Here is a 12,962-nt window from a genome sequence, read left to right on the forward strand (position 1 = left end):
CCCATTTATCATACCGTGAACGGCTTGTTTTGACAAAAAAATTCATATTGGCCGGCTAAAAGCTCGACGATGTGGGAAAACATCGCCGATCGGCCAACGCGCCCGTTCGTCAACACGCCGACCGCGCCTTCTTTCCTGCGGATGTTCCGCCGCCCGGTGTACGCTTCCATCACGTCGCCGAGCTCGCGCCCCGCCTCAATGCCGGCGCCGATATCAGGCGGCAAAGCGAGGCGCGCGCCGGCGGCGGCCACCACCACTCCGTCTCGGTCAACGAGCGCTCCCCAGTTGCACAGCCACCATTGCCCATCGATCTTCATCACGCCGCCTTCCAACCCGATGCCGATGTCCGCCTCCGCCGCTTCGAGCGCCCGTTTGGCGCGCCCGATGGCGCCAAGCCGCGTCTCCTCATCGGACAGCGGCTGCGCGGAAACGCCTGATGGCACCTCAAGCGATACAATGCGGTATTCCCTTCCCCCCAACACCGCCCGAACAGCGGCGACTTTTGCTTCGTTGTTCGTTCCGACCGCAATGGTTTTCATCCAGTGCCCTCCTTGTCATGGAAAAGGAGAAGCGCTCGCTTCTCCTCAGCTGTTTTGGCGAATCGTCTCGACCGTCGTCCGGTCGCACCGTTTGACGAGCTCAACGATGAGCTGTTTGGCCGCCGCGTAATCGTCGACATGAATGATCGAAGCATGCGTATGAATGTAGCGGGCGCAAATGCCGATCACCGCCGACGGCACGCCGCGGTTGGCGATATGGACCCTTCCAGCGTCCGTCCCTCCGCCTGGGGAAATGAAAAACTGGTACGGCACGCCAATCGTCTCCGCCGTATCAAGCACAAATTCGCGCATGCCGCGGTGCGTAATCATCGTCCGGTCGTACAAACGGATGAGCGCCCCTTTGCCGATATGGCCGAACGCCTGTTTGTCGCCGGACATGTCGTTGGCCGGGCTTGCTTCCAGGGCAAAAAAGATGTCCGGGTTGATCATCGAAGCCGCCGTCTGGGCCCCGCGCAGCCCGACCTCTTCCTGCACGGTCGCTCCAGCGTACAAGACGTTCGGCACCGTTTCGCCGTTCAGCTCTTTTAACAGCTCGATCGCCAACCCGCAGCCAAACCGATTGTCCCACGCTTTTGCCATCACGGTTTTTCCGTTGGCAAGCAAAGTAAACGGGCTGACCGGCACGATCGGCTGGCCCGGGCGAATGCCGACTCGTTCGGCATCTTCACGGCTTTCCGCTCCGATGTCAATCAACATGTTTTTGATCTCCATCGGTTTCTTGCGCTGCTCCTCATCGAGCAAGTGCGGCGGAATCGACCCGATCACGCCGGTGACCGGCCCGCCGTCCGTGATGATTTGCACGCGCTGGGCGAGCAGCACTTGATCCCACCAGCCTCCTAGCGGCTGGAAACGAATCATGCCGTGATCAGTGATCGCTGTCACCATAAATCCGACTTCATCCATATGGCCGGCGACCATCACCGTCGGGCCCGCCTCATCACCGCGTTTGACGCCGAAAATGCTCCCGAGGCGGTCTTGCACAATGTCATCGGCGTATTTCGCGAGCTCTTTGCGCATAAACTGCCGCACCGGATGTTCATAACCCGGTGCGCCTGGAAGCTCGGTCAACGTTTGGAATAATTGCAGCGTGTCCTTATTCATCACGAGTCTCCCTTTCTATGTTCGATTTCACCGTTCCGTTTCTTTCCGTCCTTCTTACATGTTCCGCCAAAATCGGCTATACTAAACCGTATCAAAGCGAGAAGGAGGAAAGAAACATGGCTTGGAAACAGTGGCTCGTCGGCGCCGCCGTCGGTGCGGCCGTCGTCTATGCCATCCGCTCCGCTTCCAAACCGGCGCTCCTTGCCCCGGAACAAGCGCTGGCGCTGGCGAAAGCCGCGCTTGGCGGTGCGCGCGCCATCCGCGGTTCCTGGATTCAGTCCGCCCCGGAGCGGTATGAGAAGGACGGATTGACGTACACGGTGTACCGCGGCGGCGTCTGCTGCGACGATGGAGATGACGAGTTTTTTGTGAACGCCTGCACCGGCGCCATCATCGAGATCAAACCGTTATAGCGCAGGCCGCTCCCGCTTCACGGCGGCGGCCATCGTCCCGTCTTCCTGCCATTTCACAGCCCGATAGTAAGCATCATGGTAGAAGGTAAACCACGCATTTTTCTTTACGCCGTACGGGAGCCATCGCTGTTTGGCAAAAATCGAATCCATCGGGTAATCGTCGTACGCCATCACCCAGAGGACGTTTTGATGGGCGTGCGTGCCAAGCAAATCGCCAAGATGAATGGCCATCTCCCCCTCTGATTCGATGAGCACGATCGCATGCCCGGCGCTATGCCCGCCGGTATGGATGAGGCGGATGCCAGGAACGACTTCGGTTTCTTTCGTAAACGGAACGACTTGATCCGCGATCGGCTCCCAATTTTCTTTCCAATACGTATTGCGCGATCGGATGTTCGGGTTGCGCATTTCCTCCCACTCGATATCCGAGGTGATGATCGCCGCGCGCGGAAACGCCGGCACGAGCCGTCCGTCTTCCCAAACGGTCAATCCGCACGCATGGTCAAAATGCAAATGAGTCATGATGACGATGTCGATGTCGCGCCGCGCAAGCCCGAGCTTGGCGAGCGATTCATCGAGCGCCGATTCTTCCGTGACGCCGAAGTTGCGCTTTTGCTTGTCGGTCAGCTTGCCGTTGCCGATGCCGGATTCAATGAGCAACCTTGTGCCGCCTGTCTCGACCAAAATCGGATCGGTGCGCAGCTCGATTTGATTTTGGTCGTTCGGCGGATATTTTTTCGACCAAAGCGGTTTCGGCACGACGCCAAACATCGCCCCGCCGTCAAGATGGGTGACTCCGCCCCGAAGCCATGTCAATGTAACTTGTCCAATTCGCAACTGTTCCATTTCCATCTCCCCCCTCCACTAGTGTACCATTTTCTCCATCAACCGGAAATAAAAAAAGACCCGACCAATCGGTTCGGGCCTATGACGACCGCCGCGGCGGACGCGCCGCCTCGCAGCGGTAAATGCGGTTTCCTTTGGCAGAAAATTTTTCTTCGTACTCCGTCATGACATTGTCCGTGATGCCGCTTTGATGCAAGTCGAGCTGGACCGATGAGAGCACAAACCCATACTGCGACAAGCTGACAAGCGAGTATTCAAAAAACGATTGATTGTCCGTTTTCAAATGGATGTCTCCGTCTTCAGCCAAAATGCGATCATAGAGCGCCAAAAAGTCCCGATACGTCAGCCGCCGCTTTTCGTGCCGCTTTTTCGGCCATGGGTCGGAAAAGTTCAAATAAATGCGCGACACTTCTCCGTCGGCAAAAAACGCGGTGAGATCTTTCGCGTTGGCGTTCAACAGCTTGACGTTCGAGAGCTCGCTTTCGATCAGTTTGTCAAGCGCGGACACCAGCACACTTGGGTACAGCTCGATGCCGATAAAATTAACATCCGGATGGAGACGCCCCATTTCGGTGATAAATTTCCCTTTCCCCGTCCCGATCTCGACATGGATCGGTCGGTCGTTGCCGAACAGCTCGCGCCATCGCCCGCGCTTTGTTTCTGGATCGGGGATGACATATTGCGGATAAGCGGCGATTTTGTCTTTCGCCCACGGTTTGTTGCGCAAACGCATATCGACACCTCTGCCTCGTTTCCGTTTGTTGGTTTGACGATACCATACTTGCGACTAAGAAACAAACGCCGCCAAAAGCGGAAAAACGCCCGGGCATAAACGCTGCTGGGCCCGGGCATCATAAAACCGTACAGCTTTGCGAAAGGATGGTGACCAGCATGCCGCTCGACTATAACCATCAATTGACCGTGCTCCGCGACATTTTATCCGAACATCAGCTCGATTGCTGCGGGACGGTGTCCGAATGCGAACAAATTGAACGGCTTGTCAAGTCGCTGCTCGCCAACGATGAGGTAGACGGCCATGTCAAACAAATCCTTCCAAACATTTACGCCTACGGCCAAGGCGGGAAATACAGCGCTGACTTAAACGCTCATATTTCCGCTCACCAAAGCCAGCTCGCCGATTGGGTGAACGAGCTGTCTTGACCTTTCCCCGCTTTCACGCTGCCACCACGTCTTCCCGGCCAAAGACGATGATCGGGACAACGGCGGCCGCCGGTTGAGCACCGCCGGCGTTTCGCCCCTTTCGACAGAAGCGGGGCAGGCCGTTGTCAGTGCTCGGTGATGACCCGTTCCAATAACCGAAGCGACTGCTCCTTTTCTTTTTGGCCGTCCTTCCCTTTCGGCCAAAACAGCGAGTGCAACGTATGAGCGATCGTATACCACTTTAGGCGGAGGCCAAGCTCTTCGCTCCATGGCCATCCGTACTGGTCGAGCCACGCCTTCCATTCGGCGCGCGGAATGTACAGATGAAGAAGCATGCCGATATCGATCGCCGGATCGGCGATCACCGCCCCGTCCCAATCGATCAAGTACAACGTGCCATCGTCGGCAAGCAGCCAATTGTTATGATTGATGTCACAGTGGCAGACAACGTGCTCGTCATCCGGCAATGACGAAACATGCTGTTCAAGCCAGTCAAGCGCCTGACAGACGACAGAACCGCCGGCCGGATGGCGCCGCTGCTGCTCGGCAAGAAGAGCGAGCATTTTCTTCGCGCGCAGCGGAGATTTGCCAAGCCGCTTCAGCATCGTCACAAGCTCCTTGGAGCGATGGATTTTCCGCAAAAGCGCCGCCACTTGCTCGCTTCCCATCTCCCACGGCTTCAGCTCCCGGCCGTTCAGCCATTGCTGGGCCGTAAATACATCGCCGTTTTCGAGCCGCTTCGTCCATACAAGCTTCGGGACGATGCCCTCGGCCGACAATACAGCAAGAAACGGAGAAGAATTCCGCTTTAAAAACAATTTCTTCCCTTCATATTCCGCAAAATACGCATCCCCTGTAGCGCCGCCAGCGGGAGTGATCTCCCACTCCTTACCTAGTAACTGTTCCAAAGCGTGTTCACCTGCGACTTAAAAATAGAAACGTCTCCGTTTGCTTCTCGCGCCCAAATAAAAAGGACGGCCAGGCCGCGTCCTTCCTCCGTCCGTTTTACTTGTATTATACTGAAATACCGCCCCGGCATGCAAACATTTTTCTCGGCAAACGCCTTTCTTAAAACTGCCAAAGCGGAAGCGCCCCGCGGCTCCCACTCCGGCCGCCCTATCGATGCACAGATGTTTCTATTGTTGCCCTTCCTCGCCGCTCATATTCCCGTCATTGCGGCGGTCGTAAAAGCTGGCGCAATGGCGGAGCAGCGCCTCAGCCGCTTTCAGCTGCCCGTGCCGAAGCGGGAGAGCTGAGCGGCGCAGGCGGGAAAACCACTCGTCATAATTTCGCTTATCGATATAGCGGATAAACGGAAAAAGGCCGCCGCTGTCAATGTAGCCGTAGCGGTTTAACAGCACGAGATGGATCGGCCAATCGACCCCATGTTTGCGAAAAATCTCCGAAACGATCTGCTCCGTCCGCCGCAGCGACACGACCGGGTTGACCAGCCTCGTTTCGTTCGTTCCGGCCTGTTCCACCCAAAACCGGCCGGTTGACGCCATGACGATGTTGTCCGGCCTTCCTTCGACAAAGGCAATGCACCAGAGCGCGGATGGCGTCAACATCATCGTCTCGAGCTCCACCGGTGCCTTGCCGACCATCGCCACCGGCCGGTAAAAGCATAAATGCGTATCCGGAAATCGCTGCAAAAAATACTTCAACGTCTCATCGCCATACACGGCCTCATCGAGGGAGGAAACGTACATCATCGTTGAACTCGCCCATTTCAGCTGCAACTCGAACAACTCATCAAGAAACTGCTGTTTCAATTCCTCCAGAGTAGCCGCGGGACGGGCCATCGGCGCAAGAGAAAACGTCTCCTCTTCCGTAAGCACGACACGGCGGCGCCATCGTTTCGTCAGCCGCTCCCACCATGACGGTTTGTCAAGCAAAACATCCCACGTCTCGCCCGTTTCAAGCCATCCGCTGGCCTCAGCCGTCCGTTCCGCTTGCCACCGCGCTTTTGCCTGCTCCCATTGCCGCTGCTTCAGCCGGATGAATTCCGGCACATAATAGTACACATCGGTTTCGTAGCGGGAAATGCAATCCATGAGTTTAACGAGCTGACCCATTTTTTCACCTGCTATTGTCATTCATCGGCGCGCCAAGCAATGGGAACACGGCGATCGCTTCGTACTTCGGCGTCCGTTCCATATTCGTCCGATACAGCACGATCTCAGGCACCGAAAACACCGCACTAGCAGCCGAAAACGAACGAAGCATGTCCGGACGAAACGGTTCGGCCCCCTGCCATTTGCGAGCGATCGTAATATGCGGGGCAAACGGCCGCCGGTCCAAGGAAAACCCGAGCTTTGTACACGCTTCATACACGTCGTGCCGCAATCCATTCAACGTTTCTTCCGTTTCGACTCCTTGCCAAAAAATGCGCGGTGAAGTTTGCTCCCCGAACGTCCCAAGCCCGGCAAGCACGAGGGAAAACGGGGCGCAGCGGGCGGCGGTGGCGGCCATCGCTTCACATAGCGGCGCCATTTTTTTCGGCGGCACATCGCCTAAAAACGCCAGGGTGATATGATAGTCCTGTTCATGCACCCATGTGCGAAACGGCAGCGACCGCGCCGCATCGCTCGAAAAACGGGCGATGGCTTGTTTCGCTTCGGCTGTCAGCGGAACGGCGATGAAATAATGATTCCGTTTCATCCTTTCTCACCTGCCGATTTGGTCGTTTTTTCCAATTTACCTAACCAAATGAGCACGAACACGCCAACGATGGTGCAAGCGCCAAAAAACACGTAGACGGCGCCGATCTGCCAACGCTCAAGCAAATATCCGCCCGCCAACGTGCAAAACCACGCGCCAAGTCCGCTGCTCGTCGCCGAGTAAAGAGCGACGGCCGTCGCCTGCACCCGCTCGGGCGCCAAGCGGCGCACATACTGCAGGGCGGTTGGAATCGCCAGCCCGACCGAACATCCTTGAAAGATCGCTGTGATATAGACAAACCAAAGCGGCGGATCGGCGACATACGACCACCAGCGGGCGGCCGACACGAGCGCCGCAAAGAAAAGGAGGGGCGCCATGCCAAAGCGGCGGATAAGCCGGTCCGCCGCTTTCATAAACGGCGCTTCGCTTCCGGCAGCCAGCAAAAAGGCGAAACCGATGCCGGTCAGCGTGCCGCCAAGCTCGTGGATCAACAGCCCGAAATAGGAATTGTTGGCATAAATCGGACCAAACAGCAAAAAGGACGCCACAAGCAGCAGGCAAAACGGGCGAACGGAAAGAAGCCCGCGAACGTCAAGCCATGTCAACCGCCCCGGCGCCGCCGCCTGATAGCGCGGCAGGCGGACGGCCAATGCCGCGGCCGAAAGCAACATGAACGAAAACACGTAAAAAATGACCGCAAAGGCCAGATGCTCAGACAGCCAGCCGACCACAAACACCGCGGCGGCAAACCCGATCGATCCCCAAAGCCGAATCGCCCCGTAGTTTCCGCCATGACCGCGCACATGATGAAGGGCGATGCTGTCGGAGAGCGGAACGATGGCGCTTTGCACCGCCGAAAGCAACACGGTCAGGGCGACGAACACCCGGTAGCTTCCGGCCAGCGAATAAAGAAGCCCAAACAGCGCTGTCAACACGAGCGCCAGCGTCAACAGTTCGACCGGTTTGCGCGCATAATCGGCCGCCGTGCCCCAAAGCGGCTGAGCAGCCATCGTCACAATCGGAGTGAGCGACATGATCCAGCCGATCGCCGCTCCCGGCAAATGCGCCTCTTCTTGCAAATAGACGGATAAGAGTGGAAACAAGGCGCCAAACGCGAAAAAGATCAAAAAATAAAAGAGCGGAAACACCGTTTTTCGCACCGGTGTCTCCCGTTGTAAAGCCGCTTCCATCCCGTCTTCCCCTTTCGTTCCCAAAGCGCGCCCGCCGCTCGGCGCCTTTCTCTTTCTTTCGCCTCTCCTTTTTCCTTTGGGCGGCGAGCAGCCTATTTCGCCAGCTCGTAAATCGCCTGCGCGTAAATGGCCGTCGCTTTCACCAAATCGTCGATCTCGATATACTCATCTTTTTGATGGGCGACATCCGGACGGCCCGGAAACAACGCGCCAAACGCCACCCCGGCGGTCAAGGCGCGGGCATATGTGCCGCCGCCGATGGCCAAAAGCCGGGCCGGCTCGCCTGTCTGCTCTTCGTAGACGCGCTGAAGCGTGCGGACAAGCTCGTGGTTGGGGTCGATATAATGAGGCTTCGTATCGCTGAAACGGCTGAGCGTCAAGCCGCGTTCGGCAGCGGCATTGCTTAACGTTTGGCGGATCACCTCACCGTCGGCGGTCACCGGATAGCGGATGTTCAGCCCAATCGTTCCGCCATGCCGCCGGTCATACGACAACACTCCAACGTTGACGGTCAGTTCGCCGCTTTGTTCGTCGCGATACGCAAGGCCAAGCCGCTGGCCGCGAGCATCGCCGAAAAAGACGGAGGCAATAAACTGAATGAACGGCCGGCTTCGACCATCGAGCGGAAGCGACGCCAAAAACTGCGCCAAATAGACGCCGGCGTTTTTGCCGCGCTCCGGCTCAGCGCCATGAGCGGACACCCCTTCCAATTGAAAGGCGACGGCCCCTTCGCTTTGCCTGATGCTCCCCTTTACGCCGCGCTCCCGGCAAAACTGTTCATAGAGGCCAAGCAGCTCCTCCGTCCGTCCCGCTCCTTCCACCACCGCTTCGGCCGCATCGGGCACCATATTGTAGCGGCGCCCGGCTTGGAATGAGGCAAGCACGAGCCCTTCCGCCTCCTCCGATTCAGGCGGGCGGTACGACAAATCGGCGTCAATGATCCCTTTTTCAGCATGAATGATCGGGAAATCAGCATCCGGCGCAAATCCGACATCCGGCATTTCTTCATGGCAAAAATAGTGCTCCACACACCGCCAGTCGCTTTCCTCATCGCCCCCGATGATGAGCCGCACCCGCTTGCCAAGGGGCAGCCCGAGTTCACGGATGATTTTCATCGCGTAAAACGCGGCCATCGTCGGCCCTTTGTCATCGATCGCGCCGCGCCCATAAATGCGGCCGCTAAGCACATCAGCGGCAAACGGATCCATCGTCCAGCCGTCCCCGGGCGGCACGACGTCGATATGGCCGAGCACGCCGACAAGTTTTTCCCCTTGCCCCATTTCGACATGCCCGGCAAAACCGTCCACATTTTTGACGCGAAATCCTTCCTCCCGGCCGCGGTGAAGCATATACTCAAGCGCTTCCGCCACCTTTGGCCCAAACGGCGCCCCCGCCCGCGCCTGTTCATCATCGCGGACGCTCGGAATGCGGACAAGCGCTTGTACATCGCGGATCAAATCGTCTTTCCGCTTCTTTGCTTCTTTCATCCAGTCGATGTTCAACGCCATTCTTCCTTTCCTTATTCAACACTCTTTGTTGCCAACGTATCATATCAAAAACAGGAAGTCAAAATGTTTCATTCGTTGCAAATCGATTTCCGTTTCATGACAAAATGTTGAAATTTTTCGTGAATAGAGGCAACCGGGTAGCATTTTCCCTCTCATTTCGTGTACAATGGTAGTAAACAGACAAAGACATCTCTCATCTGCTAGCGGTCGGTTGTGCCATGCGAATGATGCTAAGATAGGGAGTGGTCTTTTGAAACCTTCAACACATCGGATGCTTACCCGCATCAAATCCGTGTATATGTACATTAGCGAAAAAGGAACGGTTACGACCCAAGAATTGGTTGATGAGTTCGGCACCACCCCACGAACGATCCAGCGCGACTTAAACGTGCTTATGTACAACGATCTCGTTCGCAGCCCGAGCAAGGGCAAATGGACGACCACAAACAAAAAAGTGCGCATCTCTTCGTAAACCCGGTGCCAATAGGGTAGGCAAGATGAGAGATGAACGCAAACCATTTTCCCACAGATGAATATCCACTATTTTTCCATAAAAAAGGAACCGCGTCAGGTTCCTTTTTTTTCGTCCATCTCCGGCCGGTATTGTTTTAACATGTCCACCTCTTCGTCCGTCAATTCCCGATACTCGCCGACGGCCAAATCCGGGTCAAGCGGCAACGGTCCCATTTGAATTCGTTTTAAATAGACGACCCGCTTGCCGACCGCTTGAAACATCCGTTTCACTTGATGGAACTTCCCTTCGGTAATCGTCACCTCGACATCGGAACGAAGGCCGGATTTCAACACAACGAGCTTGGCCGGCTTTGTTTCATAGCCGTCATCAAGGACGACGCCGCGCTGAAACGCCGCGACATCCACATCGGTCACTTCCCCGTCAATGACGGCAAAGTACGTTTTCGGCACATGTTTTTTCGGCGACAACAGCTGGTGGGCGAGCTGCCCATCATTCGTCAAGAGCAGCAGCCCTTCCGTATCTTTGTCCAGCCGTCCGACCGGAAAAGGAGCGAACGCTCGGTCTTCCTCCTCAAGCAGGTCAACGACCGTCTCTTCCACCGCATCTTCCGTCGCCGAAACCACACCCGAAGGCTTATTCATCATCAAGTAAATGAATGGCTTGTACTCGACCGTTTCTCCCCACACGGTCACGATTTGCTCATCCGGCCGCACTTTCGTTTTCGCATCACGGACCGGCGCGCCGTCCACTTTCACCGCTCCGGACTTGAGCAGCTTTTTCACTTCCTTCCTCGTCCCATACCCCATATGGGCGAGCAGCTTGTCAATGCGCAGCTCCACAAATCTCCCTCCTAAAAATATGGCCTTCATTAGGCGTTCATCTAGTCCGCTTCCGCCTTCCCCCCATACACTGTGAAGGAAACATCAAGAAGGGGGATTTGCCGATGAATGAATATTACTATTATGTCCCAACGTTGGATGATTACCGTCAACAGCCGCCAGCCAGCCAATTTTGGCCCGGATACCCAGGCGGGCCATTCGCCAACTGGGCGCGGCGCATCGAACGGCTTGAGCGGGCCGTCGAACGGCTCGACCGCCGGCTCGACCGGGTGGAAAGCCGCCTCGATCGCATCGAACGCCGGCTCGGCCTGTCGTAAGCGAAATGGAGAAAGAAGGCGGGGACGACCGCCTTCTTCTTTTTTTTTTTGCCGCAAGCCGAACGGCATGGGGGAGGGCGAAAAACAGCCGTCGTCGAACCCTTTCGCTAGGGCGCCGCGACGTTCAGGAGAAGCGCCGTCCGCCGGGCTCCCGGCCTAAACGAGCCGCTTCTAGGAAACGGCCGTCCGGTCAACGGCCGATCCCCCCATACACCCTCGTCTACGATACCGCCTTTTTCTCTTTCCGGCGCCAAAACGCAAACCGGTCGCCAAACAGCGCCGAAAACAACCCGGAGCGGATGCTGAGAAACAAGTAGACGGCTGCCCCGACCGCTGCGCCGATGGAAACAGCGCCCACCGATTCAGCGGTGCCGGCGCGGTAATCGATCCATCGGGACGCCAGCGCCTCGACCCCCATAACCGCCGCTGACATCGCCGCCGTCAAGATGGCCATAAACGCCGTCCGGCGGGCGACAAACCGATAGCGGTAGCGCGTGCGGCGCTGAATAACCCATAAGTTGAACGCCACAGAGACGAAATAGCCCGCCATCGTGGCAACAATGGCCCCGACGGCCGACCATTTCATAATGAGCGGCGTGTTGAGCAAAAGCTTCACAAGCAAGCCGGCTGTCAAACTGACGACCGTAAACCGCTGCTCGTTGATGCCTTGCATGATCGCCGCCGTCACAGAAAACAAAGCGTACAAAATCGCCGCCGGTGCATACCAGCGCAACACTTGTTCACCAAGCGGATCATAGCTGTAAAACGAGCTGTACACCGGCCCTGCCAGCACCGCCATGCCAATCACCGCCGGGAGCGTTAAAAACATGAGCACTTGAAACGTCTGGTTCAAATATTGCCGCAGCGCTTTCCGGTCTTGCGCGACATACGCTTTCGTAATCGTCGGGATGAGCGCCAAGCTGAACGAGGTCGCGAGCGTCACTGGTATGATGACGAGCTTTTGCGCCCACATGTTGAACACGGAATACGCGTGCTCCGAGATGTTCCCGCGGCCCGCCGCCGCCATCGCGTGATTGAACGTAAACTGATCGACGAGCTGGTACAGCGACATCGACAAGCCGACAAAAACAAACGGAATCGAAGAAAGAAGCAGCTCTTTATACATCGCCAAAAGCGACACGTCCGCTTCGCCGCGGTCACGCGCAAGCAGCGACTGCAAATACGGACGCCGCTTCCACCAATAGACAAGCAACACCAAAAGCCCCGCCGCCGCCCCGACAAACGCGGCAAACGTCGCCGCGCTCACAGCGGAGACGATCGAGCCGTCCATCAGGCGCAAAATGACGTAGCACGCCCCAAGCAAAAAAGCGATGCGCGCGATTTGTTCGACGACTTGCGACAGCGCCGTCGGGCCCATCGACTCATGTCCTTGGAAAAATCCGCGGATCAAGCTCATCACCGGCACGATGAGGAGCGCAAAGCTGACCGCGCGGATGACGGCCGTGACGTCGTCGACCGAGTTGACGTTCGTTTTCGCATCGATGACGTGCGGCGCCAAGATGGGCGCCAGGGCGTACAAAATGAGCCATGAGACGATGCCGCTTGCGATCATCAAGACAAGGCCGGAGCGAAAGAGCCGATAGCCGACGCCGTATTCCCCAAGCGCGTTGTATTTCGACACAAACTTTGACACCGCCACCGGCAGCCCGCCGGTCGCCAAGCTCAAAAAAATTTGGTACGGCACATAGCCGTATCCGTACAGCGCCCCGCCGCGCTCGCCGACAAGATGGTAAAACGGGATGACGTAAAATAAACCAAGAAGGCGAGAAATCATCACGCCAGCCGTTAAAATAAACGTGCCGCGCAGCAGTTTCGATGTTGACATATGACCCCTTCCCTAGCCATGGACGTTGAAAATGACAACGTATCT

At 56.9% G+C, this 12,962-nt stretch carries 15 protein-coding genes; 4 read left to right on the top strand and 11 right to left on the bottom strand.

What is annotated here, in order from left to right:
• Positions 1 to 8: 8 nt before the first annotated feature.
• Together B1A75_RS07290 and B1A75_RS07295 are read right to left on the bottom strand one after the other, a co-directional pair.
• Positions 9 to 539 carry a DUF84 family protein gene (locus tag B1A75_RS07290; protein WP_074044122.1) on the bottom strand — a complete coding sequence of 177 codons (531 nt, stop codon included), beginning with the start codon at positions 537 to 539 and terminating at the stop codon, positions 9 to 11.
• Positions 540 to 584: 45 nt separating this feature from the next.
• Positions 585 to 1,661 (bottom strand): M42 family metallopeptidase, encoded by a 1,077-nt coding sequence (locus tag B1A75_RS07295; protein WP_074044121.1) that lies wholly within the window; start codon positions 1,659 to 1,661, stop codon positions 585 to 587.
• Between the two features lie 116 nt (positions 1,662 to 1,777).
• Here B1A75_RS07295 and B1A75_RS07300 point away from each other — a divergent pair, with 116 nt between their 5' ends.
• On the top strand, positions 1,778 to 2,074 hold the full coding sequence (locus B1A75_RS07300) for a PepSY domain-containing protein (RefSeq protein WP_074044120.1): 297 nt from the start codon (positions 1,778 to 1,780) through the stop codon (positions 2,072 to 2,074).
• Here the strand turns inward: B1A75_RS07300 and B1A75_RS07305 are convergent.
• Positions 2,069 to 2,920, bottom strand: a complete 852-nt coding sequence (locus tag B1A75_RS07305; RefSeq protein ID WP_074044119.1) for a YtnP family quorum-quenching lactonase — start codon at positions 2,918 to 2,920, stop codon at positions 2,069 to 2,071. The genes B1A75_RS07300 and B1A75_RS07305 overlap by 6 nt on opposite strands.
• Before the next feature lie 79 nt (positions 2,921 to 2,999).
• Positions 3,000 to 3,653 carry a tRNA (guanosine(46)-N7)-methyltransferase TrmB gene (trmB, locus tag B1A75_RS07310; RefSeq protein ID WP_074044118.1) on the bottom strand — a complete coding sequence of 218 codons (654 nt, stop codon included), beginning with the start codon at positions 3,651 to 3,653 and terminating at the stop codon, positions 3,000 to 3,002.
• Positions 3,654 to 3,811: 158 nt separating this feature from the next.
• On the opposite strand from trmB, the gene B1A75_RS07315 reads away from it, so the two are divergent.
• A complete protein-coding gene (locus B1A75_RS07315) occupies positions 3,812 to 4,081 on the top strand; it encodes a YtzH-like family protein (RefSeq protein ID WP_074044117.1) in 270 nt (89 codons plus the stop codon).
• Between the two features lie 125 nt (positions 4,082 to 4,206).
• Here B1A75_RS07315 and B1A75_RS07320 read toward each other — a convergent pair whose 3' ends face one another.
• The 5 genes from B1A75_RS07320 to pepV form a co-directional block, all read right to left on the bottom strand.
• Entirely contained in the window at positions 4,207 to 4,989 is a 783-nt protein-coding gene (locus B1A75_RS07320) for a phosphotransferase family protein (RefSeq protein WP_074044116.1), read from the bottom strand.
• 228 nt (positions 4,990 to 5,217) lie between these two features.
• Entirely contained in the window at positions 5,218 to 6,156 is a 939-nt protein-coding gene (locus tag B1A75_RS07325) for a glucanohydrolase (RefSeq protein WP_074044115.1), read from the bottom strand.
• A 4-nt stretch (positions 6,157 to 6,160) separates the two neighbouring features.
• Positions 6,161 to 6,742 (bottom strand): RNA 2',3'-cyclic phosphodiesterase, encoded by a 582-nt coding sequence (thpR, locus tag B1A75_RS07330; RefSeq protein WP_074044114.1) that lies wholly within the window; start codon positions 6,740 to 6,742, stop codon positions 6,161 to 6,163.
• Positions 6,739 to 7,932: an MFS transporter gene (locus B1A75_RS07335; protein ID WP_074044113.1), complete on the bottom strand. Its 1,194-nt coding sequence runs from the start codon at positions 7,930 to 7,932 to the stop codon at positions 6,739 to 6,741. Before B1A75_RS07335 ends, thpR begins: the two co-directional genes overlap by 4 nt.
• 92 nt (positions 7,933 to 8,024) lie before the next feature.
• Positions 8,025 to 9,440: a dipeptidase PepV gene (gene pepV / locus B1A75_RS07340; RefSeq protein ID WP_079935995.1), complete on the bottom strand. Its 1,416-nt coding sequence runs from the start codon at positions 9,438 to 9,440 to the stop codon at positions 8,025 to 8,027.
• A 250-nt stretch (positions 9,441 to 9,690) separates the two neighbouring features.
• On the opposite strand from pepV, the gene B1A75_RS07345 reads away from it, so the two are divergent.
• Positions 9,691 to 9,912 carry a DeoR family transcriptional regulator gene (locus B1A75_RS07345; protein ID WP_008880936.1) on the top strand — a complete coding sequence of 74 codons (222 nt, stop codon included), beginning with the start codon at positions 9,691 to 9,693 and terminating at the stop codon, positions 9,910 to 9,912.
• Positions 9,913 to 10,007: 95 nt separating this feature from the next.
• Here the strand turns inward: B1A75_RS07345 and B1A75_RS07350 are convergent, their stop codons facing one another.
• Complete coding sequence (locus B1A75_RS07350) at positions 10,008 to 10,754, bottom strand: pseudouridine synthase (RefSeq protein WP_074044112.1); 747 nt, start codon at positions 10,752 to 10,754, stop codon at positions 10,008 to 10,010.
• A gap of 104 nt (positions 10,755 to 10,858) precedes the next feature.
• Here B1A75_RS07350 and B1A75_RS07355 point away from each other — a divergent pair, with 104 nt between their 5' ends.
• Entirely contained in the window at positions 10,859 to 11,071 is a 213-nt protein-coding gene (locus B1A75_RS07355; RefSeq protein ID WP_011232307.1) for a hypothetical protein, read from the top strand.
• Between the two features lie 220 nt (positions 11,072 to 11,291).
• On the opposite strand, the gene B1A75_RS07360 is transcribed toward B1A75_RS07355, so the two are convergent.
• Positions 11,292 to 12,917, bottom strand: a complete 1,626-nt coding sequence (locus B1A75_RS07360; protein ID WP_079935996.1) for a putative polysaccharide biosynthesis protein — start codon at positions 12,915 to 12,917, stop codon at positions 11,292 to 11,294.
• Positions 12,918 to 12,962 lie beyond the last annotated feature (45 nt).

Origin of the sequence: Geobacillus sp. LEMMY01 (assembly GCF_002042905.1) — a bacterium.
GTDB lineage: Bacteria > Bacillota > Bacilli > Bacillales > Anoxybacillaceae > Geobacillus > Geobacillus proteiniphilus.